The organism is Tabrizicola sp. (assembly GCF_030694085.1).
Classification (GTDB): domain Bacteria; phylum Pseudomonadota; class Alphaproteobacteria; order Rhodobacterales; family Rhodobacteraceae; genus Tabrizicola.
Map to the genome: position 1 here is coordinate 1 of NZ_JAUXZE010000071.1, position 26,577 is coordinate 26,577.

Here is a 26,577-nt window from a genome sequence, read left to right on the forward strand (position 1 = left end):
AAGAGACACCTCACTCAAAACGATACCAATACCGGTCCGATCAGTCCCGGACAAACCCTGGCGCGGGGTGGAGCAGCCCGGTAGCTCGTCAGGCTCATAACCTGAAGGTCACAGGTTCAAATCCTGTCCCCGCAACCAAAATATCACGTGTTATCAAAGACTTCAAGGCTTAGCATAACGCTCGGATTTCGTCATTCTAAATTCTTGTCAACACCTGATCAACGCGTTACGAGGCCCCCATAGACGGTGCGGTAGCGTTTAGCCTTACCGCTCTGCCGTGGGCTGAGAGAGCCGGATACCTTCAAGCCGCGCTCCACCTCAGACGTTCCAATCCCGTGGCACCTGTGGGGCCAACAGGGTGATGGCTTGTCGAAGTGCCTGCGGTCCACCCGTCAAGCCGCGGTCCCAGATCAAGACCTCGCGTTGCCTTGGATGCCGATCGAGTGCCTGCGGATCGGCACGAAGGACCAGTCGCAATCCGCGGACCGAGCCCGAACGCCACGCGTGTCGAAAGGGGATGTGGTCGATCCGCTCCACCGCTGACCAAGGATCAGCTTGTCCGACACCCGGATGTCGGTGATGCCATCACGGTCCACTGTGACCTGCAAAGCATGACAGCCCAGCTTTGCAAGCTCCCAAAGACCGAATCCCGATGCCATCAGCCCGACGACGACCAACCCTATTTGCCCTTCTCGGGTCCCGTCCCATCGCTCCCTCACTGGCTCCCACCAATACCAGAAGAAAAACGCCGCGCCGACGACGATATAGCCGATCCCGACGTTCAATGCGTGCCACCTGTCAACGCGAAATTCGAACCTGTTCTGCATCGCAAACCCCACGCCTCGCGATGCCAAAGGATACAATGCTCAGCGATACTCCTCAACTTGTCTGCCGCTTGAATGCATGCTCGCCTGAGTCAGTGCGATGGGCACCTGAGCGACCGAAACCCCAGGCGCAGTCGTCTGGAAACAGAACGACCGCTTCACCTGGTCCGCCGAAAGCTGCTTCGCCCGACGCGAGACGCCATCACCACAGAGTCCACTATCGATGGCGCAGACTCCCCCGCACTCTCAACCCGCGGCAGGGCGGTCGGACCGGTCGCTTACACAGTGCGGATAATCACCGTACTTGGTCTCTGTCACTTCGGACGATCCTCCCGAAACCGGTCCATCTGCTGCATCCGCTCGTGCAGGATCGTCACGATGCCGACGTCCCCGTTCGAGAGACGCCGCCAGTACACGAAGGGATGAGCGTGGCGAAAGTAGAAACCTTCGACCCCGAACTCGGTCGGGATGGGGCGTGACGCGACGCCCTGGCTTTCGATATGGTCAAAGGCTGCGAAGAGCTCGGTGATGTACCGATCCGCCTGCTCAGGGGCCCAGCGGTCGCGGGTGTAACGGTAGATCTCGTCGAGGCGCAGCGATGCGGCTTCCTGGACGCGGATGGCCACGATGTCAGCCCCGGTTCCGGGCGATAACCTCGGCTGCGGTCAACGGGCGATAGCTTTCCTCTGGCGCTGCAAAGGCACGCGTCAGCTCAGCCTTCAGACGATCAAACGCCTCGCGCTCGGCCGTCTCCGTGTCGCGCCGGATCAGGTCGCGGACGTATTCGCTGATGTTCTCGTAGGACCCGTTCTCACTGACGTTCGAGGCCACGAACTCGCTCAGCGCGCCGCTGATGCGGACAGTCATCGTTGTGGTCTGGGACATGGCGGCCTCCAGCTTGCGTCTTCAAGTTGAGCAAAAATAAAGACGCGTGCAAGCTTCCGAGCTTTCGATGAGCGCACTGTTGTGCAAGGCAAACATGGTTGCAGACGCCAGGGACCAAAGCGCAATCTGCCTTGGATGAGTTACAGGGCACATGCCACTGATTTGGTTGCAACAAAGACCATTGTGCGGATTTCTCGTGAACCCCTTTGGCACGACTGCGCGCGCCATTCAGTTGCAGGGCGATCATCTCTTGGTCACCGGACGAAGCATGCACACGTCGATCTCAATGGCCGATATTGGCGAGGCACCTGCCCTTCGGAAGGGCGCACTTAGGGTCAGGACCCATTGATCTTGCGGGTTCGGCATGATTCAGGCTCCGCCAGGAGACTGAAGGATGAGCAACCCTTTCTGGCTGACCGACGCGCAGATGGCTCGGCTCCAGCCCTTCTTCCCCAAGAGCCACGGCAAGCCGCGCGTTGATGACCGGCGGGTGTTGAGCGGGATAATCTTCATCAACCGCAATGGCTTGCGCTGGCGCGATGCGCCGAAGGAATATGGCCCGCCGAAGACCCTCTACAACCGGTGGAAGCGCTGGAGCGGCAAGGGAGTCTTCGCCCGGATGATGGTTGGGCTGGCCGCCGAGGCCGCCGTCCCGAAGACGGTGATGATCGATGCGACCCACCTGAAGGCGCACCGCACGGCGACCAGCCTGCGGTCGAAAATGGGGGGCCAGGCGACCAGAGGGGCCGCCTGATCGGCCGCACGAAGGGCGGCATGAACACCCAGCTGCATGCCGTCACCGATGCCGATGGCCGCCCGATCCGGTTCTTCATGACCGCAGGCCAGGTCAGCGACTACACCGGTGCGGCGGCCCTAATGGGCAGCCTGCCTGCGGCGGAGTGGCTGCTGGCCGACCGGGGATATGATGCCCACTGGTTCCGGGAAGCGTTGAAAGACAAGGGGATAAAGCCCTGCGTTCCCGGCAGGAAGTCGCGCGGCAAGCCAATCAAGCACGACAAGCGACGCTACAAACGCCGCAACCGGATCGAGATCATGTTCGGGCGACTAAAGGACAGGCGGCGGGTTGCCACTCGCTACGACCGATGCCCGAAGGTCTTCCTCTCCGCCGTCGCCCTCGCGGCCACCGTCATGTTCTGGCTATGACGCCACAACGAGTCCTGACCATAGGGTCGATCTACCCTTTGAGGCGCCAGAAACCTGTCCGGGTCGCAGTCCCTGACCGGCGGACTTCGATCGTTTCTGGGCAGAAGCATTGGATGAATTGGACGCCGTCAAGTCCCAGATCGAATTGACACCAGCTGCATTCGAATGCTCCTTCGCGGAGTGCTTTCATCTCTAATACACAGGTGTCGGGGTGATACTGCGGATTGCAGGACGGGGTGTGTCCATATCGGATGTTACCGTGTGCCTCGGCGTGAAGTGCCCTCAAGAGCATGAAAACGAGTCCAAACGCGGCGCAGATTGATGCAAATCAATCCCGCGCAAGCAATCTTCGCTATCCTTCAGTATGCCGCACAAAAGGCGATGACATGCCGAAGGACCAGTATCAGACTGTCAAGGAACTGGCCGACCGCCTGAAGGTTGCCGAGGCTACCGTGCGCCACTGGATCAAGGTCGGCGAGTTGCGGGCTATAGATATCGGCAAGGGATGGCGCATCGCGGACGGCGATCTGGCCGCCTTTCTGCTGGCCCACCAGACTGCCCCGAAGACGCAGTCGTCTGACCTGAATAACCCCGCGCCAGAGGGCGAGGCAGGATGCCGACTTTGATCAAGTTGGATGTCAGCCGGATTGGATAACAGCCACCGACCAAGGGAAACGAAAGGATTGCAGCCATGAAGCGACTTGCAGGCAAAACGGCCATCGTGACCGGGGGCGCGGTGGGCATCGGTCGGGCTTGCGTGATCCGCATGGCCGAGGAAGGCGCGAAAGTTGCCATTTTCGATGTGATGGAGGCCGAGGGGAGGGCTCTCGCCTCAGAGTTGACCTCCAAGCGCTATGACGTAGCCTTCTGGCGTGTAGATGTCACGGACGAGGCCGCAGTCAGGGCCGCGATCGACGCCGCAGTGGCCCGGTTTGGCGGGCTGCATGTGATGGTGAACAATGCGGGCATCTCCGGCACCCCCAACCCCACCGATCAGGTGACCGAGGCGGAATGGGACCGGGTGCAGGCGGTGAACGTCAAGGGTGTGTTCTTCGGAACCAAGCACGCCATCCCGCATCTGCGCAACGAAGGCGCCGGTGCGGTCATCAACCTGTCGTCCATCGCCGGGCTGATCGGCGTGGGCGGCATCGCGCCCTATCATGCGTCGAAAGGCGCGGTGCGACTGATGTCCAAGAACGACGCCATCACATATGCGCCCGAGAAGATCCGGGTGAACTCGATTCACCCGGCCTATATCTGGACGCCGATGGTCGAAAACCACCTGCGCGCCACTGCCCCGACCTGGAGGCGGCAAAAGCCGCTGCCGGCGCCGCTCATCCCATCGGCAACATGGGCGAGCCGGACGATATCGCCTGGGCGGTGGTCTGGCTTGCCTCGGACGAGGCGAAGTTCGTCACCGGAACCGAGATCGTGATCGACGGCGGCTATACGGCGCGGTGATGGCATGCTGACCGACGCCCACGCTCGCTCCACCGAGGATTGCCTGGCTGCGCTGGCGGCTTCCAGCGACGGGCTGACTTCGCCCGAAGCCGCGCGCAGGCTGGCAGAGTACGGGTCGAACCGCTTGCCCGAAATCCGGGCACGCGGGCCTGTACTGCGGTTTTTGATGCAGTTTCACAACGTGCTGATCTATGTGCTTTTGGGCGCGGCGGTGGTGACCGGCGTCTTGCACCATTGGGTAGATACCGGGGTGATTTTGGCCGTTGTACTGGCCAATGCGGCGATCGGCTTCGTCCAGGAGGGCAAGGCCGAGGCAGCAATGGCCGAAATCCGCAACATGCTGGCGCCAAAGGCCGCTGTTCTGCGCGACGGGCATCGGGTGACGCTGGACGGGGCCAACATCGTGCCCGGAGACGTTGTCCTCTTGGACGCGGGCGACAAGGTTCCCGCTGATCTGCGGGTGCTGCAAGCGCGGGGCCTTGCGGCGCAGGAGGCGATCCTGACGGGGGAGTCCGTGCCGGTGGAAAAGCGCCACACCCCGGTCGCCGCCGAAGCGGCCCTCGGCGACCGACATTCGATGCTATGGTCCGGCACCCTGATCACACAGGGCACGGCGCGGGGGCTGGTGGTGGCAACGGGTCCTTCCACCGAAATCGGGCGGATTGGCGGGCTTCTGGCGGGGGTCGAACAATTGACCACCCCCCTTGTCGGTCAGATGGACCATTTCGCGCGCTGGCTGTCGTTCCTGATCCTGCTCTGCGCGGCACTGCTGCTCGCCTATGGGTATTTCGTCGGTCACATGCCCTTTGCCGACCTCTTCATGGCGGTCGTCGGCGTCGCCGTAGCGGCCATCCCCGAAGGTCTGCCCGCAGTCATGACGATCACGCTTGCCATCGGCGTGCAGGCAATGGCACGGCGCCACGCCATCGTCCGCCGCCTTCCCGCTATCGAGGCGATCGGCTCGGTCTCGGTCATCTGCACCGACAAGACCGGCACGCTGACCCGAAACGAAATGGTGGTAGCCGCTGCCGAGACCGCCGCTGGGGCTTTCTCGATTTCGGGTGAAGGCTATGCCCCGAAGGGCGCCATCACGCCCGAGGGGAACTTGGAAAGGCTGGCCCTAGCCGCCGTCCTGTGCAACGACGCGCGTCTGCATCGCAAGGATGGTGTCTGGACGGTCGAGGGCGACCCGATGGAGGGTGCACTTCTGGCCTTCGCCGGCAAGGTTGCGGGCGATTTCTCCGCGCACCGGCTGGATGCCATCCCATTCGACAGTCGTCACCGTTTCATGGCGGTGCTGACGGATGGACCGCAGGGTCGGCTTACCCATGTGAAGGGTGCGTCAGAGCGGGTCCTGCAGATGTGCGCTGGGATCGACCACGCGGACTGGCACGGTCGGGCCGAAGTCATGGCCCGGCAGGGCCTCCGCGTACTGGCCCTGGCCGAGCAGATCGGGACCGGAGAACGGATCAACCCCGTCGAACTGGAGGGCGGGCTGACCTTTCTTGGCCTTGTCGGCCTGATCGACCCACCGCGCCCCGAGGCGATTGCCGCCGTCGCCGAATGTCGGGCGGCCGGTATCCGCGTCAAGATGATCACCGGCGATCATGGAGGGACCGCTGCGGCCATCGGCGCTCAGATCGGGCTGGCAAATCCGCACCGCGTCCTGACCGGCCATGATCTTGACAAACTGGATGACGCGCAACTGGCGCTGGAGGTGGCGGATGTCGACATCTTCGCCCGCACAAGCCCCGAACATAAGCTGCGCCTGGTGGCAGCTTTGCAATCGAGCGGCCTGTCTGTCGCAATGACCGGAGACGGGGTGAATGATGCGCCCGCCCTGAAGCGTGCCGATGCAGGCATCGCCATGGGACTGAAGGGATCGGAGGCCGCGAAAGAAGCCGCTGATCTTGTGCTGGCCGACGACAACTTCGCCAGCATCGCCGCCGCCGTGCGTGAAGGGCGGACTGTCTATGACAACCTGCAGAAGGTGATCAGCTGGACCCTGCCGACCAACGCAGGCGAGTCGATGGTCATTGTTCTGGCCCTGCTGCTGGGCCTTGCCCTGCCGGTGACTGCGGTCCAGATCCTCTGGATCAATCTGATCACGGCGGTCACCCTGGGCCTTGCGCTGGCGTTCGAGCCGACCGAGATCGGCACCATGACCCGCCCACCCCGCGCCCGCCATGCGCCGATCCTGTCGGGTGCCCTCGTCTGGCATGTCGTTCTGGTCGCGACCCTGTTCCTGGCAGCAATCTTCGGTGTCTTCACCTATGCCATCGACAAGGGCTATTCGCTGCCACTGGCGCAAACCATGGCCATGAACACGCTGGTCGTGCTGGAGATTTTCCACCTCTTCTTCATTCGCAACATCCACAGCACCTCGCTGACCTGGGCTGCGGCGCGCGGGACGAAGGTGGTGTGGATCGTTGTCGTGGTCGTCACCGCCGCCCAGTTCGCGGTCACCTATCTTGCGCCCTTGCAGGTCGTGCTGGGAACTGCGCCGGTCCCGCTGTTCGACGGCCTTCTGATCGTCGGCATCGGTGCGGCCTTCTTCGCCCTTATCGAGATCGAGAAGCAAATCAGATTGGGGTTGCGCGATCTCTGATCTTCACGTCATTGGCTTGGCTGTCTTTCGCGCCTCTACGGCGTTCAATGCGCCGACACGGCCTGAGCCGCGCCGGTGAACGCCCTGGACTCGATCCGCCTGCCACTGGTCCCATCGAACAGGTGGGCATGTCGCAAGTCCAGCGTCAGTCCCGTTACCGCGCCCTCGGCGATGTGCGGGCGGGCCTCGGTGATCAGGCTGAACGGGATATCCTCGATCTTCAAGCTCCACAGCCGGGCGGCGCCCAAGTCTTCCACGATCTCGAGCCTGGCATCGATCATGCCGTGGCCGGGCGCGCGAAGGGACACATGTTCGGGGCGGATGCCAAGCTGGACAAGCTGGCCGTCGGCAGCTTCGTGGTCGGCGGGCAGGCCGATGACGGCCCCGCCCTCCAACACCACGGCGCGACGCGCGGCGCTGTACTGGCCTGGCAGGAAGTTCATTGCAGGGCTGCCGATGAAGCCCGCGACGTAAAGCGAGGCAGGCCGGTCGTAGATCTCGGCCGGGGTGCCGACCTGCTCGATCGTGCCCTTGTTCATCACCACCAGCCGGTCGGCCAGCGTCATGCCTTCGTGCTGGTCATGGGTGACAAAGACGCTGGTCGCCTTGATCTGGTTGTGGATGCGGCGGATTTCGTGGCGCATCTGGACGCGCAACTTGGCATCAAGGTTCGACAGCGGCTCGTCGAACAGGAACACCTTGGGCGACCGGATGATCGCGCGGGCCATGGCGACACGCTGGCGCTGGCCGCCCGAGAGTTGCCCGGGCTTGCGGTCCAGGAAATCCCCAAGGCCCACGGATTTCGCGGTGTCGGCAATCCGCGCCATGCGTTCGGCCTTGGGCACGCCTGCGACCTTCAGCGCATAGCCGATGTTCTCGGCCACGGTCATGTGCGGATAAAGCGCATAGTTCTGGAATACCATCGCGCAGCCCCGCTCGCGGGGTTCCAGCTGGTTGACCACGGTGCCGGCGATGGCGATCTCTCCGGCCGTGATTTCTTCCAGACCGGCGATCAGCCGCAGAAGTGTGGACTTCCCGCAGCCGGACGGCCCGAGGATCACGACGAACTCGCCATTGTGGATGTCCAAAGAGACACCCTCCATGATCGTGGTCTTGCCGTAGGTCTTGCTGACGTTGCGGATGTTGATCTCGGCCATGGGACGCCTCTACTTGTCGGTGTTGATCAGGCCGCGCACGAACCAGCGCTGCATGAGGATGACGATCGCGATGGGGGGCAGCATGACGACCAGCGTGGCGGCCATCGCCAGATGCCAGGTTGGGGTCCCGCCGCCGGTGGTCAGCTGGTCGGGCACCAGGTCGGAAAGCTGGACCACAACCATTCCGTAATTCGCCCGGTCGGTGACGACCAGCAGCGGCCAGAGATACTGGTTCCAGGCATAGACGAACATGATCGTGGCCAGCGCCGCGATGTTGGTCTTGGACAGCGGGATCAGGACGTCCCACAGGAACCGCAAGGGACCGGCACCGTCCATCCGCGCCGCCTCGACCAGTTCATCGGGAATGGTCAGGAAGAACTGGCGATACAGGAAGGTGCCAGTTGCCGTGGCGACGAGCGGCAGGATGAGGCCGGTGTAGGAGTTCAGCAGGTTCCACTCCAGGCTGACTTCAATCCCCGAGACGGCGTTGATCAGCCAGCTGATCCCGGTCCAGTCCATGATTGTCTGGAACGGGGTCAGCGCATTGGCCGCCACCGCGTAGGTGGGAACGATCCGCACCTCCAGGGGCAGCATCAGGGTGATGAAGATCATCCAGAAGATCAGCATCCGGCCGCGAAAGTTGAAGAAGACCAGGGCAAAGGCGGTGATGCATGCCAGGGTGATCTTGCCCACGACGACGCCGGTCGCGACGATCAGGGTGTTGAGGAACTTCTGGCCGAAGTCCGACAGCGCCCAGGCTTCCTTCAGGTTCGCCCAGAGCTGGTCGCCGGGCCAAAGCTCGATAGGCGCGCTGTTCACTTCTTGCAATGTCAGCGTGGCGCCGACAAAGGCCAGCCAGATCGGCACCAGTATCAGGATCAGCCCGAAGACCAGGATCGCATGGGTCGCAAGGTTCAGTATGGGCGTGCGTTCGATCATGGGTGGTCCCCTCAGGTGTAATGCACGCGCTTTTCGACATAGCGGAACTGCACGAAGGTCAGCGCCATGACGAGAAGCATCAGGATGATGGATTGGGCTGCGGCACCCGAGTAGTCAAAGCCACGGAACCCGTCGGAGTAGATCTTGTAGACCATGAGGTCCGTCGCCCGGAACGGCCCGCCCCCGGTCAGGGTATCGACGATGCCGAAGCTGTCGGTGAAGCTGTCGGTGATGTTGATGACCAACAGGAAGAAGAAGGTCGGCGTCAGCAGGGGTAGCTGCAGGTCCAGCATCCGGCGCAGGGGGCGCGCGCCATCCATCGCGGCGGCCTCGGTCAGGCTGCGGGGGATGGATTGAAGTGCTGCCAGGAAGAAGACGAAACTGTAGGCGACCTGCTTCCATGCGCCCGCCACGACAATGGCGGTGACCGCCTGCCAGGGATATTTCGACAGGTCCCACCAGCCCGGCGCGATGGTGTTGATATAGCTGAAGATGCCGGCGCCGGGGTTGAAGACGAACTGGAACGCCAGACCGACGGCGGGTGCCGCCACGGCGTAGGGCCAGATGATCGCTACGCGGTAGGCCTTGTAGCCCGCAAGCTGCCGGTCGACGAAGATCGCCAGCGTCAGCGCCATCCCCATCGCCAGCACGGTCGTCGCCAGCGCATAGATCACCGACACCCGGACCGAGCCCCAGTAGTACGGGTCGCTCAGCACCTTGCGGAAGTTGTCAAATCCGACCCAGGTGTTGCCGCCGCCCCAGGGCTGTTCCAGCGTGAAGGCCCAGTAAAGCGCCTGCGCCGAGGGCCAGTAGAAGAAGACGAAGATGATCAGAAGCTGTGGCGCCAGCAGGGCGGCGGCAATCCAGCTGAACTTGAAGTAGGCGCGGCGCATGGTCGTCCCCCGGAAATAGGTTAGGCGCGGCCTTCACAGGCCGCGCCCCGTTTGTGGCTTAGGGGAAGGACTTGCCCGCATAGGTCTGGGCAAAGCGCGCCAGCTGCTCGTTGCCGCGCGAGACGGCCGTGTCCAGCGCCTCTTTCATCGACTTCTGCCCGGCCAGCGCAGCCTCGACTTCAGCGGTCCATTCGGACCGGATCTGGATCATGCCGCCCAGACGGATGCCACGGGTCAGCTCGGTCGGGTCGGTCCAGGTCAGCGACTTCATCGCGATGTCGCGGTTGATGTAGGGCTCTTTGGCGTAGAAGCCTTCGGCCTTGAGCGCCTCGTAGGTCGACTTGGTCACCGGGATATAGCCGCTGTTTTCCAGCAGGAACTGCTGTTCCGGCTTGGTGGCAAGGAAGGCAAGATACGAGGCCGCGGCCTTGTATTCGTCGTCGGTCTTGCCCGACAGCACCCACAGCGAAGCCCCGCCGACAACGGTGTTCGTCCGCTCCACCCCTTCATAGGTCGGGATGATCTGCACGTCCCAGCCGAAGGCGGGGGTCAGCTTGTGGATCGTGTTGTGGTCGGCGATGGACGAGAAGAAGACCGAACATTCACCTTCGACAAAGCTGTCGCGCGACGTCTTGCCTGCAGCTTGCGTGCGCAGCATCGCGTAGCCATCGTTGATCCAGCGCTGGATGTTTTCCATGTGCTTGACGTGCAGCGTGGTGTTGAACAGAAGCTCGGTATCCAGCCCGTCATAGCCGTTGTTGTTCGACGCGACGGGGATGTTGTGCGCCATCGAGAACTGTTCCAGGTCGATCCAGGACGACGGCGCATAGGCCAGTCCGCAGGCCTGACCGCTGGCCTTCAGCGCCTTGAACGCCTCTTCCATGCCTTCCCAGGTGACCGGGGCCTCGGTGATCCCGGCCTTGGCGAAGTGGTCCTTGTTGAAATAGTAGACCGGGGTCGAAGAGTTCCAGGGCATCGAGAAGAACTCGCCCGACTTCGACGAATAGTAGTTGGCGATGCCGGGGAAATAGTCGGCCCAGTCAACGGTGACGCCAGTGTCGGCCATCAGCTGCGTGACCGGGTAGAACTCGCCCGAGAGCATGAGGTCGGCGGTGCCGGCGTCGAACGACTGTAGCAGCGTCGGGTGCTTGCTGGCGCGGAAGGCGGCAATGGTGTTCTGCACGGCCTTCTCGTAGCCGTCCTGGCCAACGCAGACGGCCTCGAACTGGTCCTGCGAGGCGTTGAAGCGATTGCAGGTCTCGGCCACGACGGCGCCAAGGTCCCCTGTCAGACCATACCAGTATTCGAACTTGATCTTTTCGGCCGAGGCCGAGCCGGCGGTGGCGGCGAGCACCAGCGCGGCTGTGGCAAGTTTGTGGGTCATCGTCCCTGTCTCCGTATGAGGCAGCTGCTACGGGTGCAGCGCAGCGACCTTATGCAAGGATTCGGTGACGGAATCGCGACAGTTAGTCTTATAAAACTGTTACTTTTCATATGTTTGCAAGATAAATGCCAAAGCCCGCCGGACGATGCCCGGCGGGTCAGACTTGTCGTTTCTTTTGCGCCCGAACCTAGTGGAAAAGGCCGGGTGCCATCGTCAGATGCCGCTCTGAGTGGTCCTGAAAATGCACGGTCACCCCTTCATCCGTGGCCAGTACGACGGCCATCTGGGCCGGTCCCTCCAACTGGCGCTGCTGGCCCGGCACGCCCGGAACATGCGGCGTCACCGAATAGTGCGATCCGGCCAGGGTCGTCATCGGAATACCGCGCCAGACGGAGGTCGAGGGCAAGTGGACATGCCCGGCAATCACCTGACGAACCTCCGGGTGGCGCTGCAGGACCGCGACATAGTCCTCGGCGTTTTCCAGGATGATCTCGTCCACCGGAAGCGACAGCGGGTTGGCGTGGTGGTGCTGGACAACGATCACCGGGCGGTCTCGCGCCTCGGTCAGCCGTCTGTCCAACCAGTCCAGCCGACCCTGGCAAAGTCGCCCGCCGACAAGGCCTGGCTCGGTCGTGTCCAGAAGGACGATCCGGTGACCGCCCGCGTCGATCACTTGCGAGACCCGGCCCTGCGGATCGTCGCGGTCCGGCCCGAAGACCGACAAGAAGGCCGCGCGGTCGTCGTGGTTGCCCAGCGTGATGTACACCGGCAACGGCAGGGGGGCGATGCGGTCGCGCAGGTGGTGGTATGCCGCCACCTCGCCCCGGTCGGCCAGATCCCCGGCCAGCAGGACAAAGGCCGCATCAGCGTGGTCGCGGGTGATGACCTCGACCGCCTGGGCCAGCCGTGCGCCTGTGTCCAGTCCGTTGACCGGGACGCCCGGTGGGCCAAGGTGCAGGTCCGACAGGACGACGAACTTCAGAAGGCTCATTCGGCAATCCCCAGCGCCTTGAGGTAGGCGGCCGAAGGCAGGACACCGGCTTTGTCGCGCAGTTCAAGAATCAGGCGCGGGTTGGCACCGGTCTGGGCGATGGCGGCAAAGACTGATTGCCACAGGATCGTGCCATGTCCGATCTGCCAGTGGCGGTCGGCAAAGCCGTCGGCGTCTTGCAGATGGATGTGGCCAAGCCGCGGCCCCGCGGCGCGGATGTAGAAGTCGACCGGCGGCGCGCCCGTCGAGACATGGGCATAATGCGCGTGACCGGTGTCGACCGAGAGCTCCAGCGCCTGCCAGCCCAACGCTTCGCACAGCATGGCGCGGTCGGAAGGCTCGACGTCCTCGATGTTCTCCAGAACAAAGGTCACGCCCATATCCTCGGCCCGCTTCAGCGCGGCGCCCAGTGTTTCGCGGGCGGCAGTCAGCATCCGGTCGGTGTCCGTGGGGTACAGGCCGCGATGATTGTAGCCCCAGGTGCTGAAGGGCGAATGGATCACCACATGCGTCCCGTTGACAGCAGCGCAGACATCCAGCGCCTGATCCATCCGGCGGGCGACGATGCGGCGCACCTCGGGGTCGTAGGACGCGATGGTGAAGCCCCAGAACGGCCCGTGGATGCCCCGCCGACCCTGGTGGCCGTCGAGATGCCGGTTGACCTCGGCAGCCAGGCCCGACCAGTCGCCGTCCAGAATCTCGGCGTCGACGAAGTGCTGAAGTTCAAGATCGCGCGGCGCTTCGCGGAGCCAGTCGACATGGGCGGCAAGGCTGGAGCGGCACAGGGCCGCGCCAAGGATCGGACGGGAAGTCATCGGGGTGTATCCTGCGTTGTTGACGCGCGGATGCTGCCCCGGCCTCGCGACAAAACCGTTCGACTTCAGTGAAAGATTGACGACGGATCGGTGACGCGCTTTGTCACCGGTTCCGCGTCGGGCAGGGGGGCCGAATGATCAGGCCGCAGGTGCGACTACGCGCTTGCGATTGACTTTAGCGGCGGGCTTTTCCTCTGCCACAGCTTCCGGCGGCGACGCCGCAGCTGATTCCGGTGCCGGGGCGGCGACGGCTTGCTCCTCGACGTCGGGCTTCGGAGCATGCGCGGCGACCCAGTCCCGCATGAAGCGGCGGATTTCGCGCGCCGCGCTGGTGTCAAGCGCATCGCAAAGCTTCACGAAGGCATCCCGCTCGCCCGTATCGATGCGGATTACCAACTGGCTGGATTTCTTCTTCTTTTTCTTTTCGTCCGACTTCTGTTTACCCATCACGGCCTCACAATGTATATGCAGTGCATATGCAATGTATAGCCAGCCTGCCCAAATGACAAGGCTGTCGGGGTTGTCGCCGTGCGGTGGCGTCAGCGTGTCAGAAGTGCCTCGATCTCGGCCCGGGTGGGCATGGCGGGCGCGGTGCCGGGGCGGGTGACGGAGATGCCGGCCGTGGCACAGCCGAAGCGGACGGCATCGATCACATCGCGGCCCTCGGCCAGCGCGACGGCAAAGCCGCCGTTGAAGGCATCGCCCGCTCCCGTCGTCTCGACCACCGGACCGGCCGAGATCACCGGCACGTGGATCGTCCGGCTGGCGTCATGATAAAGCGCGCCCTTGTCGCCCAGCGTGATCACCACGGCACCCACGCCCTTGTTCAGAAGTGCGGCAGCTGCGGCCTTCGCCTCGTCGACCGAGGTAACGGGCAGGCCGGTCAGCGCCTCGGCCTCGGATTCGTTCGGGGTGACATAGTCGCACAGCGCCAGCATCTCGTCCGACAGGCTGGCCGCCGGTGCCGGGTTGAGGATGGTGGTCACGCCCGCCGCCCGCGCAATCTGCAGCGCACGCAGGGCGGCAGGGATCGGCTGTTCAAGCTGGGTGACGAAGATCGAGGCGCTGCGGATCAGGTCGGCCCTTGCGTCCACATCCTGCGCCGAGACCCTGCCCGCCGCCCCGGGCGCCACGATGATCGCGTTGTTTCCGGTGGCGTTTTCGATGAAGATATAGGCGGCACCCGTGTAGCTTTCGGCATCCACCTTCACCTCGGGCACCACGCCCGCCCTGGCCCAGGTCGCCTGGGCGATGTCGGCGAAGGCGTCGGCCCCGAGCCGGGTGATGAAATGGACACGACCCCCCGCCATCGCGGCGGCAACGGACTGGTTCGAGCCCTTGCCACCCGGCCCCAGAACGAATGAAGTGCCAAGGATAGTCTCACCCATTTTCGGCTGGCGTTCCGCGCGATAGGCGGTATCGGCGACGAAGATGCCAAGGATGACGATCGGTTTCATGGGCGTGTTCACGGGCAGGACCTTCCGTTTCAGGCTTCAGGCGGGATCACGCCCTTGCGGAACATGAAGCAGCCGTAGAACCGACGCTCTCCGGTCTGGATGACGGCGTAGGACTGGCGTGCCATGTCGTAGAAGGCGAAGCGCTCGATGGAGGTCATCGGGCGGGGCCGACCCTCGGCGCGGTCGATCTCGGCCTGGACCTCGGCCTGGACAGGCGGGATGGAGGTGGGGTCGCCCACGATTTCCATCCGGCCGGCGAAGTCGTCGACAAAGGTGTCCAGCGGCAGGACCGACAGGATCGCCTGCACAGCCTCGGCCGCCGTCAGGTTCTCCATCCGCAGAAGCTGGCCGGTGACCGTGGCCCGTGCGACGGAATCGGACGGGAAGTTGGTGTCCGCCACGATCAGTACGTCGCCATGTCCCATCGCGCGCAGGCAGGCCAGAACCTCGGCGTTCAGGCGGTTGTCGATTCCCTTGAGCATGACGCCTCTCCTTATTGCGCGGCCTGGATGCGCTTGCCCGTCGCCTTGTCGAAAAGGTGCGATGCAGACGGATCGGGCGCAAGGGTGATCGTGGCACCGGGGCCGAAGGCGACCCGGTTGCGGAAGACCGCGGTGATCTCGCGCCCGGCAAGGCGGAGGACGACATGGGTTTCCGATCCGGTAGGCTCCACCACGGCCACCTTGGCCACAAGGCCCTGGCCGGCCTCGGCCAGGTGTTCGGGACGGATGCCGTAGACCACTTCGCGTCCCTCGTCGGCGGGCACGCCTGGCGGCAGGGGCAGGGTGGTCCCGGCCACCTCGACCCGACCGTCGGCGATCCGCCCGTCCAGAAGGTTCATCGACGGGCTGCCAATGAAGGCGGCGACGAAGGTATTGGCGGGACGGTCATAAAGTTCCAGCGGAGCACCGACCTGTTCGATCCGGCCGCCCTGCATGACGACGATCCGGTCGGCCATCGTCATCGCCTCGATCTGGTCGTGGGTGACGTAAACCGTCGTGGTCTTCAGCCGCTGGTGCAGTTCCTTGATTTCCGTCCGCATCTGGACGCGCAGCTTGGCGTCCAGGTTGGACAGAGGCTCGTCAAAGAGAAAGACCTGCGGGTCGCGCACGATGGCGCGGCCCATCGCGACGCGCTGGCGCTGGCCGCCGGACAGCGCGCGGGGATAACGGTCGAGATAAGGCGTCAGGCCCAGGATCGCGGCGGCGTGTTCGACCTTCTGGCGGATGGCATCCTTGTCCATCCCGCGCATCTTCAGGGCGAAGCCCATATTGGCGGCCACCGTCTTGTGCGGGTAAAGCGCGTAGTTCTGGAACACCATCGCGATGTCGCGTTCGGACGGGGGCAGGTTGTTGACCCGCTTCGGCCCGATCATCAAGTCGCCTTCGGTGACCTCCTCCAGTCCCGCGATCATCCGCAGCAGTGTGGACTTGCCGCAACCCGAGGGGCCGACCAGCACCACGAAGGCCCCGTCCGGGATGTCCAGATCAAGGCCGTGGATGACCTGCAAGCCCCCATATGTCTTGCGCAGAGCGCGGATCGTCACCTCGGCCAAACGCTTTCCCCCCGGTTTGCCTGCCTCAAGTCCTACCGCAGCAGGGACAGCTCTGTCCATCCGCTGACCATACTAACATGTTAGAAACTTGACAGGCCCCTGCCGCCTTGCGAAGCTGACCCGAGGGCAATCTGTCAGACGGGGGGATGGAGACCGAACAGATGCCGTTCCGCCAGCGGACCGCAGCAAAACCCGGCAAGGGCCAGGTCCAGCGACACTGATGCACATACCAGGCCGCGCCGGACCAACTGGTGCGGAAATGTTCCAAAGGGAGGAGCTACCTTGAAGGTCGAACTTTACGAGATGTTGTCCCGGTCGCGGCTCAGCCGCCGCCGGATGCTGCAGGGCACGGCCGCGCTGGGCGCGATTGCGGCAATGCCGATGACCGCCCGCATGGCCAGCGCGCAGGACAATGTGCGCGCCGAGATCCTGAAGATCCCCGGCGTTGGCATGGGCAGCCCGACCGATGCCGACTGGCAGAAGGTCGGCGAACTGTGCCTGGGTGCCACCAGGGCCAGTGTGGCCGAGGGCGAATTCGCCGGGGTCGAGCTGACCTTCCTGGGTCTTAACAACCAGAACCTGCACAACTTCCTGTTCCGCGGCTTCCTCAAGCCGTGGGAAGCCTATACCGGCGCCAAGATCAACTGGATCGACCTGGCGCAGGCCGACTACAACTCGCGCCTCCAGCAGTCCATCGCCACCGGCACCGTCGACTTCGACATCATCGAGATGGGCGCTCCGTTCGAAGGCGACACCGCCGGCAAGGGTCTGCTGGACGAGATGCCCGATTGGGTCGCGGCCCAGATCGAGGCGGACGACCTTGTGGGTTACCTGCAACCCCCGGTCGGCACCTGGGACGGCAAGTCCTACCGGATCACCATCGACGGCGATTGCCACACCTTTTCGTACCGCAAGGACTATTTCGGCGAGGGCGGCATCGGCGGGGCCGAGGTGCCGAAGACCTGGCAGGAGGTCAACGCGGTCTCGAAGGCGCTTGTCGGCCAGACCGACCCGCTGACCGGCCTGCCGGCGCATGGCTACCTTGACCCGCTGAAGGGCTGGGGCGGCTTCGGCTTCTACTTCATCGCCAACCGGGCCACCGCTTACGTCAAGCACCCGGACGACCGGGCCTGGCTGTTCGACCCCGACACGATGAAGCCGCGCGTCAACAACCCGGGCTGGGTCCAGGCGATCCAGGACGTCATGGACCTGATCGCCACGCCTGGCGCCTATCCGGCCGACCAGATCAACGCCGACCCCGGCACCACGGCCTTCAGCCAGTTCCTTGCCGGAACGGGTTCGATGCTGATGTGGTGGGGCGACGTGGGGTCGTCCGCGCGGACGTCGGACACCTCGGTCGTGGGCGACGTCGTGGGTTTCGGGATCAACCCCGGCTCGACCCGCCGCTACAACTCGGCGGCCGGTGCCTGGGAAGAGACCGCGAACGAAGCGCCGTTGATGGCCTACATCGGCTGGGGCATCTACGTCACCTCCCGCGTTTCGGGCGACGAGAAGAAGCGCAAGGCTGCCTGGTCGGCTGCCGCGCATCTGGGCGGCAAGGACCTGTCCTTGTGGACGGCTGCCTATCCGTCGGGCTTCCAGCCCTACCGCAACTCGCACTTCCAGTACGAGGAATGGGAAGCCGCCGGCTATGACCGTGACTTCATCGAGGACTATCTCGGATCGAACGCCGACAGCTACAACCATCCGAACGCCGCGATCGAGCCGCGGATTCCGGGCATCTTCCAGTACTACTCGGTCGCCGAGGACGAACTCGCGAAGGGCTTTGCCGGGCAATACGCCGGTGCCCAGGAAACCGCCGATGCGATTGCGGCGGCCTGGGAGAAGATCACCGACCAGATTGGCCGCGACAACCAGATAGCGCTCTACAAGGCGTCGCTGGGCATGTAATTCGGCACCTGACCGGACTGAAACGGGGGCGCGCCGGGCAACTGGCGCGTCTTTTTCGCACGTTCGCACCACCGCTGGCCGTCGGCGTTGATAGATCCGGTCCCAAACCCGCGGGCGCTGCTGCATCCTTCATATCCGCAGCAGGAAATGGGTCTCTCCACCTTCGGTTTATTGCCTGCCCCAAGTGCCGCGCTAGGGTATCCACACCAGCCTTGAAGGAGCCTAGTATGTTCGGCCGCAAGCCCAAGATCCAGCCCACCATCCGCTTCCTGTGCGACCCGCGCGACGATGGCGTGATCGCGCCTCCGATCCCGGCCAAGGACTATCTGCCTGCCTGGTTTCGCCGCCTGCCTGCCGTGGACCCCGAAAAGGTCTCGGCCACGGACACCGGCCTCACGATCAAGCGCTGCATGCCCTTTCTGGATGCCATGACCACCGGCTGGATCATCCCCTTCGCGGCCGAAGTTCGGATGACGATCAGCGACACCGGCAGGCACGTTGAAACCGGCTGGGACTTCGACCGTGCGATGGCTTCAGGCCACGGGGCGCATCAGGTCAAGGGCAGCCCCTGGGGGGACCGCCCGCCCTGCAAGTTCCACAACTTCTGGACCATCGTGACGCCCCCGGGTTGGTCCTGCCTGTTCGTCAGCCCGTTGAACCGCCCGAACGGGTTGTTCGAGGTGGCGGCCGGCGTGGTCGATACCGATACCTACACCGCGCCGGTGCACTTTCCGTTCTTCGCCACGGGGCCGGACGGGCTGCATGTCATCGAAAAGGGATCTCCGCTGATCCAGGTCATCCCCTTCCGCCGCGACAGCACCGAGCTTTCCGCCGAGATCGGCCCAGAGACGGCCGGGGACAGCACCGCGCGCGACCGGGTCAATCGCAACACGCGGGCAGGGACCGGATGGTATCGGACCGACGCCCGCGCCCCGCGCAAGTAGCCGCGCCAGCAAACGAAAAGGCCACCCCGGCAAAGGGCGGCCTTCCCACTGAATCACGGATGCGCCTGCCGCTCAGTCGTCGTCCGAGTCGCTGTCCGAGTTCGAATTCGAGTTGCTGTTCGAGCTGGAATTCGAGCTGGAGTTGCTGTTGCTGTTGCTGTTGCTGTTCGAGTTCGAGTTCGAGTTCGAGTTGGAATTGCTGTTGGTGTTGGAGTTGGAGTTGGAGTTGGTGTTGGAGTTGGAATTGCTGTTGGAGTTCGAACTGGAGTTCGAGTTCGAATTGCTGCTCGACTCCTTCACCCAGACCCACTTCCCGTCGCGCTTCACCCGCTTCCATTTTCCGTCATCTTGGACGGTCACGACCTGGGCCTGCGGGTCCGCCGTGCCCGGCGAATAGCTTTTCGCGCGGAAATCGATCGCGCGGTCTGTGGCCGCCTTTGCTGCAGGCTGCAGCTTCACGGCAGGTGCGCCGGCCAAAGCGGTCCCGGCAGCGCCTGTAAGGCTCATGCCAAGCGCGGCGATCATGGTGACGATCTTCTTCATCGTGGTCTCCTCGTCTGGGTTTCAGATGAGATCAGGGTAGGGCGTGGGGTAGGGCTGTCCATAAACTCAGGCGAGGCCGCCATGAACCTGAGGCCGAATAGGCCGCCATAAACCCAGGTTTATGGCCATCCTTTCCCGACGTGGACCCATTTCCCGCTTGCACCAAGGGCACTCACAGCTAACATGCTAGTATGAGCGGCAATGACCAACTTCACGTCGTCACTTCGGACGAGATCAGTGACAGCCGGAGGCGCTTTGGCGGCCTTCTGGTCTGGGGAGCGGCCGGCCTCATGGCGCTGGTCGCGCTGGCGCAGGCGGCGCAGATACTCGGGTGGCGCGACTTCGGCTTCACCAACTGGCGGCCGACGCTGTATGCCTACTGCCTCTGGGCGACGGCACTTTGCTGGGCGCAGGTTATCACCCGGGGCGAACACGGCAAGCGCACGCTTTTCGTACTGCCCGCCGCGCTGTTTGTCATCTCGCTGACCGTCTTCCCGCTGCTTTTTGGCCTGATCATCGCGTTTTCAAGCTGGAACCTCTCCAGCCTTGATGGTCGGCAGTTCAATGGTGTGGACAACCTGGTCCAGATGTGGGGCGACGCGTTCTACTGGAATGCACTTGGCAACATGGTCATCTATGTCGCTGCGATCCTTGTGGAATATGCAATTGCCTTCGGCCTTGCGCTGATCCTTGCCGGGCAGATCCGCGCCCGGAAATTCTGGCGTGTGGCCTTCCTGATGCCGCTGATGCTGTCGCCCGTGGCCGTAAGCTGGATGGTCGGCAAGTCGATGCTGGAGGCCCGCTTCGGCCCGCTTGCCCGACTGGCGCGCGCCTTGGGTGTGGATAACCCCAGCTTCTTCGAAAGCCCCTGGATGGCGAAGCTGACCATCATGGTTCTGGACGCGTGGACCTTCATCCCCTTCATGATGATCATGCTGCTGGCGGGCTTGCAGGCGATCCCGAAAGAGCTGCAGGAGGCCAGCAAGGTCGACGGTGCCACCGGCTGGAAAAGCTTTTGGGAGATCACCTTTCCCCTGATGTTGCCGGTTTCGGTCACCGCGATCCTGATCCGTATCATCTTCAAGCTGAAGCTGGCGGACATCGTCATCAACGTCACCTCGGGCGGCCCCGGGGGGGCGACGGATACCGTCACCAGCTTCATCTTTCGCGAATATCGAGAACGGTCGAACGTCGGCTACGGGACGATGCTGGCAATGGTCTACCTGGTGCTGATCGTCATCGCGATGACCTTCCTGATGAAGTTCGCCAACCGCCTCACGCGGCCCAGGACCTGATGGGAATCCCATGACTGAAACACCCGTCCAGATCTTCCGCGACAGCGAGGCCGACCGCGGCTTCCGCATGAAGTGGTGGGCCAGCCGCGTCGCGATCTATGGTGTTCTGGTCTTCTGGGCGGTGATCTGCCTGTTCCCGATCTACTGGACCGCGACGACCAGCTTCAAGATGGCCCCGAACGTGATGCAGGGCCAGATGATCCCCTTTCCGCCAGCCTGGACACCCGAGGGGGACTGGGCAAAGTCGCTGTTCTATGCGCCAAAGTGGAAAGGCTGGGAGTCCATCGGCCTGTCCCCGCAGACCCTGCAACAGGAAAGCACGGTCCGGGCCGAGTTCTTGAAGCGGTTCGCGAATTCGGCCATCGTGGCGCTGGTCTCCTCGACGTTGGCGGTCGTGCTGGGGGCGATGGCGGCCTATGGGCTGTCGCGGTTCCGCTACAAGTTCGGCTGGATGAAGAACGACGACATCCTGTTCTTCTTCCTGTCGCAGTTGATCCTGCCGCCTGTCGTGCTCGCCCTGCCGTTCCTGGTTCTCTACAAGGAACTGGCGCTGCTGGATACGCGGATCGGGCTGATCCTTCTCTACACGCTGTCGGTCCTGCCCATCGTCATCTGGATCATGAAGGACCAGTTCGAGACGATCCCGACCGAGCTGGAGGAAGCGGCTCTGGTCGACGGGCTGTCGATCTGGGGGGCGTTCCTGACGATCATCGTTCCCATCGCGCTGCCGGGGATGGTGGCGGCCTTCATCCTGAGCCTCGTCCTGACCTGGAACGAGTATTTCTTCGCGGCCCTTCTGACCTCGACCCACGCGAACACCCTGCCGGTGATGGTGGCAAGCCAGACCGGCAGCCAGGGGATCAACTGGTGGTCGATGGCGGCCCTGTCCTTTGCCGCGATCCTGCCCTTGATCGTGATCGGGATCGTGTTGGAGCGGTTCATCATCAAGGGGATGGCGGCGGGGGCGGTCAAGTAGTGTCCACGGTGGACAAACTTTGGAAATCCTTCTGAAACAATGGCTTGGGATTTCTTGTTAGGGATTTCTTCAGATTTGGAGACAGCGTGCTGAAAGGGATCGACCAGCGGCTTTCGGCCGAAATCGTGCATGTCCTGATGCTGATGGGGCATGGTGACGATCTGGTGATCTGCGACGTGAACCATCCGGCGGCGACCATTGCGGCCGAGACGACCTATGGTCGCCTGATCGACATGGCGGGCTGTGATATCCCGACCGCCGCAAAGGCGATCCTGACGCTGATGCCGCTTGACAGCTTCGTTCCGGCCCCGGTCAGCCGGATGCAGATGGTGGGCAACCCGGAGGGCCAGGTGCCGATCTTTGCCCGCATGCAAACGGTGGTCGATCAGGCCGAGGGCCGCCCGGTGACCATCGAGGCCTTGGAGCGGTTCGACTTCTACGCCGCCGCCAAAAGGGCTTTCGCGATCATCCGCACGGCGGATTCAGGCCCCTACGGCTGCTTCATCCTGAAGAAGGGCGTGGTGGACCTGGCAGAACTGTAGGATGGGCGGACGCCTCCTCGTGCGCCTTCGGCTTCTCGTCGGAGGGTCAGCGAGGAGTGACGAAGTCATCGACGAGCGGGTTCGGGTGACGCGTCAGCCCAGACCCAGCACCTGCCGCATATGGGCCAGCGCGATCTGGACGCCGCGTTCCCCCAGCTCGGTAGAGGCTTGCCCCGCATCCTCGGTGTACCAATGGCCGCCATCCCCGGCGCGGGCGATGTCCACCGTATCGGGTGCCAGCGCCTGCATCAGCGCCGTCTCACCCTGTCCGGCGTGGTCAAACGGAAAGTCCGCGCCCTTGGGGAATAGGGGGTGGATCTGTATCCAGTTGAACGGGTCCGCCCCTTCCGCCTGCTGTGCGTAGTAATCCTGCATCCCCCGGTCGCCCCACCAGCCGGGGCCGCGCGTCGCCTCCAGAAACCGCATGATCGCGTTGCGGCCCGCGAGGCGGAAGGCGAGGTCGGTGGGCATCCCCTGGTCGAAACCTTCGGTCTGGTGGTGGATCACGCCGCGGATGTTGCGGAAGCCCGCGTTCAGAAGCGCGGTGAACAGCGCCTCGGCCAAGGGGACTATTGCCCCGGCGTCGATGTGGAGAGTCCCGGTCCCCTCTGGCCCCGCGACGGCGTGAGAAGCCGCGCCATATGCGAAGGGCGGCAGGGTGATGATTGCGTCGCCCAGCCGGGCGAGGACTTCGGTCACGGCGAGTAGGTCCACTCCGGCGGGCAGGTGCTGGCCATGATACTCCATGACGCCGATGGGCAGGACAACGGGGGTGTTCGCCGCGATGGCCGCTTGCAGCTGGTGCGGACGCAGGCGGGCGAACTCGGTCACGGCAGAGCCTGCATCAGGTCGCGGGTCTGCGAGTAAAGGCGCTTCCATAGGTGGTATTGGGCGGTGTAGGCCGGGACGGCTTCCGGCTGGACGGTCGTAGCGTTAGGGTTCCAGGTCTGGATGTCCTGCGGTTGCACGGCCCCGATGGCGAGCGCCGCAAGGAAGGCGTCGCCATAGCTGGCCCCGATGGTCTTTTCGCAAACGTGCTGCGCCACGCCGCCGAAATCCGAGGTCGCCTGCAGCCAAAGCTGGTTCTTCGTGCCCCCGCCGACGGCGAGGACGCGGGCGGGGGACGCGCCAACTTCGGCATAGGTTTCCAGCACATGCGCGGTGCCTGCGGCGATGCCTTCGCAGACGGCGCGGAACATGTCGGCGCGGGTGTGGGTGAGGTTCAGGCCAAAGAAGGCTCCGCGGGCGTGGGGGTCGTGGATGGGCGTGCGCTCACCGGAGAAATAGGGCAGGCAGAGGAGGCCCTTGGCGCCTTTGGGGCTTGTTGTCGCTTCGGTGACGAGAGCGGCAAAGTCGGTGTCGCGCGCCAGCTGGTCGCGGAACCAGTGGGTCAGCGTGCCGCTGGTCGCCAGCCCCGCCATCGAGGCGTGGGTGCCGGGAAAAAGCCAAGGCGCATACCACAGGCGCGGGTCGCGGACCGGCTGGCCAGTGACCTGGATGATGAAGATGGTCGAGCCATACATCAGCATCATCTCGCCGGGAGCTTGGACGCCGACGCTGACCGCCTCGCTTGCGGCGTCGATGGTGCCGCAGGTGACGGGGGTGCCTTCCGTCAGGCCGGTTTCCCGCGCGGCGGCGGCGGTGACGTGGCCGGCAATTTCGGTGGACCACATCAGTTTCGGCAGCTTGTCGAGCGGGATGATCTCGGGCGCGAGGTCGGTGGTCCAGTCCTGCGTGGTGACATCGTAGAGCGGCGAGAAGTTCGCGGCGGTGTAGTGGTCGATGACGTATGCGCCGGTCAGCTTCCAGGTCAGGTAGCTGGTCGAGGTGAGGACCATCGCGGTCTGGGCATGGAGGTCGGGGTGGGTGTCCTTGAGCCACAGGATCTTGGGCCCGACGGATTGCGAGGTGAGCGCGTTGCCGCAGCGTTGGTGAATGGTCGCCTCGCCGATCCGGGCGTTGAGCGCGGCGATCTGGTCCGTGGCGCGGGTGTCGACGCCGTAGAGGACGCCGTTCATCAGCGGTTTGCCCGCGCTGTCGACGGGCAGCATGCAGGGGCCGATGGCCGAGGCGGCGACGGCCTTGATGTCCTTGGGGTTCAGGCCGGACTGGGACAGGAGCGCCCTGGTGATGTGGACGAAGTCGCCCCACCAGTCCTCCTCGGCCCGGTGTTCGGCCCACCCGGCGCGGGGGACGATCATCTTGTGCGGGCGGCTGGCCTGCGCGGTGATGCGGCCCTGGGCGTCGACGAGGACGCCTTTGGATTCGAAGGTGCCGATGTCGATTCCTAAAGTTTGGGTCATCGGGTGAGCTTCAGGTCTGGGGTGATCGCGGAAAGCGCGGTGTCGAGGAGGGTGACGAGGCCTTCGAGGTCCTTGGGGTCGACCACTTCCAGCGCGGAGTGGGAGTAGCGCATGGGAAAGCCGACATCGAGGCAGGCGACGCCTTCGGGGCCCATGAACTGGATGTAGCTGAGGTCGGTGAGGGCGCCTGTGTGGGCGGAGCGTTGGAGGGGGAGGTGGGCAGTGTCTGCGGCTTGTTCGAACAGACGGACAAGGGCAGGGTGCGGGATCACGCCGTTGAGGGTGCCGCGACCGTGGAAGGAATAAAGGCTGATGCCGGGACCGCCGCCAAGGGTGATGTCGCCTCGGGCGGTCATGTCGGGGGTGTCGCAGGCGAGGAGGAGGTCGATCTGCAGCGCGATGGCGGGGGCAAGGGCGGTCGCGGCGGGAAGGACTCCCCGGAGGTTGTATTCCTCTTGCACCGACCAGACGAGGTGGAGGGTGGGGCCGGGTCTGCCCTGGCGGACTTCGGCGAGTTTCAGGAGGGCGGCGCAGCCCGCGCGGTCGTCGACCGAGGTGCCGGCGATGCGGCCGTTGGCGAGGGTCAGCGCGCGGGGCAGGTAGGTGACGGGGGTGCCGATCTTCACGCCAGCGGCTTCCGCTTCGGCTTTCGAGGTGAAGCCCGCGTCGACGTAGAGATCGGCGTAGGGGAGGACCTTGTATTTCTCGTCCGGCGTGGTGGCGTGGTGGCTTTTGTTGGCGATCAGGGCGGGGAGGTCGCCTTGATCGGTGCAGATAAGGACCGCCTGGGCGGGAAGCGCGCGTTCGGGGACGCCGCCGAGGCGTTCGAGGCGGATGAGGCCGGTGGGCTCCACCTTGCGGACGATGAAGCCGAGCTGGTCCATGTGGGTGAAGACCATCACCGGCGGCAGGGCGGGGTCGCCGGGGAGGGTGCAGGTCAGATTGCCGAGGCGGTCGGAGGTGTGGGCCAAGCCGAGTGTATCGAGGTGTGCTGCGATGGCTGCGGCGACGCGGGTCTCATACCCCGCAAGGCCGGAGATCAGCATCAGTTCGGTGGTCAGGTCGGCGACGGAGGGGAGCGTCATTTCCCGCCCCGTGCGGCGCGGGCGCGGGCCATGAAGTCGGCGGCGCGGTCGGGGTCGACGGCGGCCCAGGTGTCTCCGCCCACTTTCAGGGCCGACCCGACGATGCAACCGTCGGCCACGGCAAGGACATCGGCCACGGTGGTGTGCTTGACGCCGGTGTTGGCGAGGACCGGGGTGGTGGGCAGCACGCGCTTGACGCCCTCCAGGTCCTCCATCCGCGCGGCCTCGCCAGTGATCGCGCCGGACACCAGCACCGCGTCGGGGATCGAGGAGAAGACGGCGGAACGCGCGCGGTCAGGCAGCGGACGGCGGTCGAGGCTGTCGGCGAACTCGGCCGAGACGTTGTAAAGCCGCGCGACGCCGCCTGCCCCAAGGCGTTGGGCGTAGCGGACGGCGGCCCCGGCGTCGGGGGCCCAGACGCCCATGTCGGACGCATAGGTGCCGGTGAAGATCTCACGCACGAAGGCGGCCCCGGTGGCGGCGGCGACGGCGAAGCTGGACATCGGGTCCCAAAGGACGTTGACGCCGAAGGGGACGGTGATCTCATCCCGCAGACGCCCGATGACATAGGACATCGTGGCGGACGTCGCGGTGTCGACCTTCAGCTCATAGGGGCGGTCGTTTTCGTTGCCGAACATCACCGCGTCGAACCCGGCGGCCTGGAGGGCGTGCAGGTCGGCGCGGGCGGCGGCAAGGATGCCCTCCACCCCAGCCTCGGCATCATGGAGCGGCGCGCCGGGGGAGGCCCCGAGGTGGACCATGGCGATAATGGGCTTACGGTCGCCGAAAACGGCCTTGAAACGTGACATGTGATCCTCCACTGGCGCCCACGCTAGCGTGAAAGG

27 protein-coding genes, 1 tRNA gene and 2 pseudogenes are annotated in these 26,577 nt (G+C 64.3%); 12 read left to right on the forward strand and 18 right to left on the reverse strand.

Annotated elements, in window-relative coordinates:
* Positions 1 to 61: 61 nt before the first annotated feature.
* Positions 62 to 138, forward strand: a tRNA-Met gene (locus tag Q8M85_RS15565).
* A 272-nt stretch (positions 139 to 410) separates the two neighbouring features.
* On the opposite strand, the gene Q8M85_RS15570 is transcribed toward Q8M85_RS15565, so the two are convergent.
* From Q8M85_RS15570 to Q8M85_RS15580, 3 genes are all read right to left on the reverse strand, one after another.
* Positions 411 to 785, reverse strand: coding sequence for a hypothetical protein (locus Q8M85_RS15570; RefSeq protein WP_305546241.1), 375 nt, complete (start codon positions 783 to 785; stop codon positions 411 to 413).
* Between the two features lie 353 nt (positions 786 to 1,138).
* Positions 1,139 to 1,450 (reverse strand): type II toxin-antitoxin system RelE/ParE family toxin, encoded by a 312-nt coding sequence (locus tag Q8M85_RS15575; protein ID WP_305546242.1) that lies wholly within the window; start codon positions 1,448 to 1,450, stop codon positions 1,139 to 1,141.
* Between the two features lie 4 nt (positions 1,451 to 1,454).
* A complete protein-coding gene (locus Q8M85_RS15580) occupies positions 1,455 to 1,709 on the reverse strand; it encodes an addiction module antitoxin (RefSeq protein WP_305546244.1) in 255 nt (84 codons plus the stop codon).
* A gap of 394 nt (positions 1,710 to 2,103) precedes the next feature.
* Here Q8M85_RS15580 and Q8M85_RS15585 point away from each other — a divergent pair.
* The 6 genes and pseudogenes from Q8M85_RS15585 (at position 2,104) to Q8M85_RS15605 (ending at position 6,942) form a co-directional block, all read left to right on the forward strand.
* Positions 2,104 to 2,873, forward strand: a protein-coding gene (locus Q8M85_RS15585) for an IS5 family transposase (RefSeq protein WP_371135277.1) whose coding sequence is annotated in 2 segments (ribosomal slippage) — positions 2,104 to 2,431 and positions 2,431 to 2,873 — 771 coding nt in all. Because the reading frame shifts where the segments join, the coding sequence is not laid out codon by codon here.
* 88 nt (positions 2,874 to 2,961) lie between these two features.
* Positions 2,962 to 3,069, forward strand: a pseudogene (locus Q8M85_RS23425) (hypothetical protein); the annotation flags it as partial.
* A gap of 190 nt (positions 3,070 to 3,259) precedes the next feature.
* Positions 3,260 to 3,499: a helix-turn-helix domain-containing protein gene (locus Q8M85_RS15590; RefSeq protein WP_305546246.1), complete on the forward strand. Its 240-nt coding sequence runs from the start codon at positions 3,260 to 3,262 to the stop codon at positions 3,497 to 3,499.
* A 140-nt stretch (positions 3,500 to 3,639) separates the two neighbouring features.
* Positions 3,640 to 4,095, forward strand: a pseudogene (locus Q8M85_RS15595) (SDR family NAD(P)-dependent oxidoreductase); the annotation flags it as partial.
* 119 nt (positions 4,096 to 4,214) lie between these two features.
* Positions 4,215 to 4,334 carry an SDR family oxidoreductase gene (locus Q8M85_RS15600; RefSeq protein WP_305546580.1) on the forward strand — a complete coding sequence of 40 codons (120 nt, stop codon included), beginning with the start codon at positions 4,215 to 4,217 and terminating at the stop codon, positions 4,332 to 4,334.
* Positions 4,335 to 4,338: 4 nt separating this feature from the next.
* Positions 4,339 to 6,942: an HAD-IC family P-type ATPase gene (locus Q8M85_RS15605; protein ID WP_305546248.1), complete on the forward strand. Its 2,604-nt coding sequence runs from the start codon at positions 4,339 to 4,341 to the stop codon at positions 6,940 to 6,942.
* 44 nt (positions 6,943 to 6,986) lie between these two features.
* On the opposite strand, the gene Q8M85_RS15610 is transcribed toward Q8M85_RS15605, so the two are convergent.
* The 10 genes from Q8M85_RS15610 to Q8M85_RS15655 form a co-directional block, all read right to left on the reverse strand.
* A complete protein-coding gene (locus Q8M85_RS15610; RefSeq protein WP_305546250.1) occupies positions 6,987 to 8,099 on the reverse strand; it encodes an ABC transporter ATP-binding protein in 1,113 nt (370 codons plus the stop codon).
* Between the two features lie 9 nt (positions 8,100 to 8,108).
* The gene (locus Q8M85_RS15615; RefSeq protein ID WP_305546252.1) at positions 8,109 to 9,038 is read right to left on the reverse strand and encodes an ABC transporter permease subunit; all 930 of its coding nucleotides are present in this window, start codon (positions 9,036 to 9,038) and stop codon (positions 8,109 to 8,111) included.
* An 11-nt stretch (positions 9,039 to 9,049) separates the two neighbouring features.
* Positions 9,050 to 9,931 (reverse strand): ABC transporter permease subunit, encoded by an 882-nt coding sequence (locus Q8M85_RS15620; protein WP_305546254.1) that lies wholly within the window; start codon positions 9,929 to 9,931, stop codon positions 9,050 to 9,052.
* Between the two features lie 58 nt (positions 9,932 to 9,989).
* Positions 9,990 to 11,315, reverse strand: coding sequence for an extracellular solute-binding protein (locus tag Q8M85_RS15625; RefSeq protein WP_305546256.1), 1,326 nt, complete (start codon positions 11,313 to 11,315; stop codon positions 9,990 to 9,992).
* Positions 11,316 to 11,502: 187 nt separating this feature from the next.
* Positions 11,503 to 12,306, reverse strand: a complete 804-nt coding sequence (locus Q8M85_RS15630) for a phosphodiesterase (protein WP_305546258.1) — start codon at positions 12,304 to 12,306, stop codon at positions 11,503 to 11,505.
* Complete coding sequence (locus Q8M85_RS15635; RefSeq protein ID WP_305546260.1) at positions 12,303 to 13,121, reverse strand: sugar phosphate isomerase/epimerase; 819 nt, start codon at positions 13,119 to 13,121, stop codon at positions 12,303 to 12,305. The genes Q8M85_RS15630 and Q8M85_RS15635 overlap by 4 nt, the downstream gene beginning before the upstream one ends.
* Positions 13,122 to 13,259: 138 nt before the next feature.
* Positions 13,260 to 13,568 carry a hypothetical protein gene (locus Q8M85_RS15640; protein WP_305546262.1) on the reverse strand — a complete coding sequence of 103 codons (309 nt, stop codon included), beginning with the start codon at positions 13,566 to 13,568 and terminating at the stop codon, positions 13,260 to 13,262.
* Positions 13,569 to 13,660: 92 nt separating this feature from the next.
* Positions 13,661 to 14,578 (reverse strand): ribokinase, encoded by a 918-nt coding sequence (gene rbsK / locus Q8M85_RS15645; protein WP_305546264.1) that lies wholly within the window; start codon positions 14,576 to 14,578, stop codon positions 13,661 to 13,663.
* A 29-nt stretch (positions 14,579 to 14,607) separates the two neighbouring features.
* On the reverse strand, positions 14,608 to 15,060 hold the full coding sequence (locus tag Q8M85_RS15650; protein ID WP_305546265.1) for an RbsD/FucU family protein: 453 nt from the start codon (positions 15,058 to 15,060) through the stop codon (positions 14,608 to 14,610).
* A gap of 11 nt (positions 15,061 to 15,071) precedes the next feature.
* Entirely contained in the window at positions 15,072 to 16,133 is a 1,062-nt protein-coding gene (locus Q8M85_RS15655; protein WP_305546582.1) for an ABC transporter ATP-binding protein, read from the reverse strand.
* Between the two features lie 282 nt (positions 16,134 to 16,415).
* Here Q8M85_RS15655 and Q8M85_RS15660 point away from each other — a divergent pair, with 282 nt between their 5' ends.
* Together Q8M85_RS15660 and Q8M85_RS15665 are read left to right on the forward strand one after the other, a co-directional pair.
* Positions 16,416 to 18,044 carry an extracellular solute-binding protein gene (locus tag Q8M85_RS15660; protein ID WP_305546267.1) on the forward strand — a complete coding sequence of 543 codons (1,629 nt, stop codon included), beginning with the start codon at positions 16,416 to 16,418 and terminating at the stop codon, positions 18,042 to 18,044.
* 227 nt (positions 18,045 to 18,271) lie between these two features.
* Entirely contained in the window at positions 18,272 to 18,988 is a 717-nt protein-coding gene (locus Q8M85_RS15665) for a DUF6065 family protein (RefSeq protein ID WP_305546269.1), read from the forward strand.
* A 72-nt stretch (positions 18,989 to 19,060) separates the two neighbouring features.
* On the opposite strand, the gene Q8M85_RS15670 is transcribed toward Q8M85_RS15665, so the two are convergent.
* Positions 19,061 to 19,531, reverse strand: a complete 471-nt coding sequence (locus Q8M85_RS15670; RefSeq protein WP_305546271.1) for a hypothetical protein — start codon at positions 19,529 to 19,531, stop codon at positions 19,061 to 19,063.
* A gap of 191 nt (positions 19,532 to 19,722) precedes the next feature.
* Between Q8M85_RS15670 and Q8M85_RS15675 the strand changes: the two genes are divergently transcribed.
* From Q8M85_RS15675 to Q8M85_RS15685, 3 genes are all read left to right on the forward strand, one after another.
* Complete coding sequence (locus tag Q8M85_RS15675; RefSeq protein WP_305546273.1) at positions 19,723 to 20,826, forward strand: carbohydrate ABC transporter permease; 1,104 nt, start codon at positions 19,723 to 19,725, stop codon at positions 20,824 to 20,826.
* A gap of 10 nt (positions 20,827 to 20,836) precedes the next feature.
* On the forward strand, positions 20,837 to 21,802 hold the full coding sequence (locus Q8M85_RS15680) for a carbohydrate ABC transporter permease (RefSeq protein ID WP_305546275.1): 966 nt from the start codon (positions 20,837 to 20,839) through the stop codon (positions 21,800 to 21,802).
* A gap of 86 nt (positions 21,803 to 21,888) precedes the next feature.
* Positions 21,889 to 22,344 (forward strand): RbsD/FucU family protein, encoded by a 456-nt coding sequence (locus Q8M85_RS15685; RefSeq protein ID WP_305546277.1) that lies wholly within the window; start codon positions 21,889 to 21,891, stop codon positions 22,342 to 22,344.
* A gap of 93 nt (positions 22,345 to 22,437) precedes the next feature.
* On the opposite strand, the gene Q8M85_RS15690 is transcribed toward Q8M85_RS15685, so the two are convergent.
* The 4 genes from Q8M85_RS15690 to Q8M85_RS15705 are packed head-to-tail and all read right to left on the reverse strand — an operon-like array spanning position 22,438 to position 26,541.
* Entirely contained in the window at positions 22,438 to 23,175 is a 738-nt protein-coding gene (locus Q8M85_RS15690; protein ID WP_305546279.1) for a creatininase family protein, read from the reverse strand.
* Positions 23,172 to 24,647 (reverse strand): FGGY-family carbohydrate kinase, encoded by a 1,476-nt coding sequence (locus Q8M85_RS15695; RefSeq protein WP_305546281.1) that lies wholly within the window; start codon positions 24,645 to 24,647, stop codon positions 23,172 to 23,174. The genes Q8M85_RS15690 and Q8M85_RS15695 overlap by 4 nt, the downstream gene beginning before the upstream one ends.
* On the reverse strand, positions 24,644 to 25,732 hold the full coding sequence (locus Q8M85_RS15700; protein ID WP_305546283.1) for a M42 family metallopeptidase: 1,089 nt from the start codon (positions 25,730 to 25,732) through the stop codon (positions 24,644 to 24,646). The genes Q8M85_RS15695 and Q8M85_RS15700 overlap by 4 nt, the downstream gene beginning before the upstream one ends.
* Complete coding sequence (locus Q8M85_RS15705; protein ID WP_305546285.1) at positions 25,729 to 26,541, reverse strand: BtpA/SgcQ family protein; 813 nt, start codon at positions 26,539 to 26,541, stop codon at positions 25,729 to 25,731. The genes Q8M85_RS15700 and Q8M85_RS15705 overlap by 4 nt, the downstream gene beginning before the upstream one ends.
* Positions 26,542 to 26,577: the final 36 nt, after the last annotated feature.

Bases quoted from the DNA above. Each gene is read 5' to 3' on its own strand.
- Q8M85_RS15580 (WP_305546244.1), bottom strand. From the start codon at position 1,709: ATGTCCCAGACCACAACGATGACTGTCCGCATCAGCGGCGCGCTGAGC.
- Q8M85_RS15590 (WP_305546246.1), top strand. From the start codon at position 3,260: ATGCCGAAGGACCAGTATCAGACTGTCAAGGAACTGGCCGACCGCCTG.
- Q8M85_RS15605 (WP_305546248.1), top strand. From the start codon at position 4,339: ATGCTGACCGACGCCCACGCTCGCTCCACCGAGGATTGCCTGGCTGCG.
- Q8M85_RS15610 (WP_305546250.1), bottom strand. From the start codon at position 8,099: ATGGCCGAGATCAACATCCGCAACGTCAGCAAGACCTACGGCAAGACC.
- Q8M85_RS15615 (WP_305546252.1), bottom strand. From the start codon at position 9,038: ATGATCGAACGCACGCCCATACTGAACCTTGCGACCCATGCGATCCTG.
- Q8M85_RS15620 (WP_305546254.1), bottom strand. From the start codon at position 9,931: ATGCGCCGCGCCTACTTCAAGTTCAGCTGGATTGCCGCCGCCCTGCTG.
- Q8M85_RS15625 (WP_305546256.1), bottom strand. From the start codon at position 11,315: ATGACCCACAAACTTGCCACAGCCGCGCTGGTGCTCGCCGCCACCGCC.
- Q8M85_RS15630 (WP_305546258.1), bottom strand. From the start codon at position 12,306: ATGAGCCTTCTGAAGTTCGTCGTCCTGTCGGACCTGCACCTTGGCCCA.
- Q8M85_RS15635 (WP_305546260.1), bottom strand. From the start codon at position 13,121: ATGACTTCCCGTCCGATCCTTGGCGCGGCCCTGTGCCGCTCCAGCCTT.
- Q8M85_RS15640 (WP_305546262.1), bottom strand. From the start codon at position 13,568: ATGGGTAAACAGAAGTCGGACGAAAAGAAAAAGAAGAAGAAATCCAGC.
- rbsK (WP_305546264.1), bottom strand. From the start codon at position 14,578: ATGAAACCGATCGTCATCCTTGGCATCTTCGTCGCCGATACCGCCTAT.
- Q8M85_RS15650 (WP_305546265.1), bottom strand. From the start codon at position 15,060: ATGCTCAAGGGAATCGACAACCGCCTGAACGCCGAGGTTCTGGCCTGC.
- Q8M85_RS15665 (WP_305546269.1), top strand. From the start codon at position 18,272: ATGTTCGGCCGCAAGCCCAAGATCCAGCCCACCATCCGCTTCCTGTGC.
- Q8M85_RS15670 (WP_305546271.1), bottom strand. From the start codon at position 19,531: ATGAAGAAGATCGTCACCATGATCGCCGCGCTTGGCATGAGCCTTACA.
- Q8M85_RS15675 (WP_305546273.1), top strand. From the start codon at position 19,723: ATGAGCGGCAATGACCAACTTCACGTCGTCACTTCGGACGAGATCAGT.
- Q8M85_RS15680 (WP_305546275.1), top strand. From the start codon at position 20,837: ATGACTGAAACACCCGTCCAGATCTTCCGCGACAGCGAGGCCGACCGC.
- Q8M85_RS15695 (WP_305546281.1), bottom strand. From the start codon at position 24,647: ATGACCCAAACTTTAGGAATCGACATCGGCACCTTCGAATCCAAAGGC.
- Q8M85_RS15700 (WP_305546283.1), bottom strand. From the start codon at position 25,732: ATGACGCTCCCCTCCGTCGCCGACCTGACCACCGAACTGATGCTGATC.
- Q8M85_RS15705 (WP_305546285.1), bottom strand. From the start codon at position 26,541: ATGTCACGTTTCAAGGCCGTTTTCGGCGACCGTAAGCCCATTATCGCC.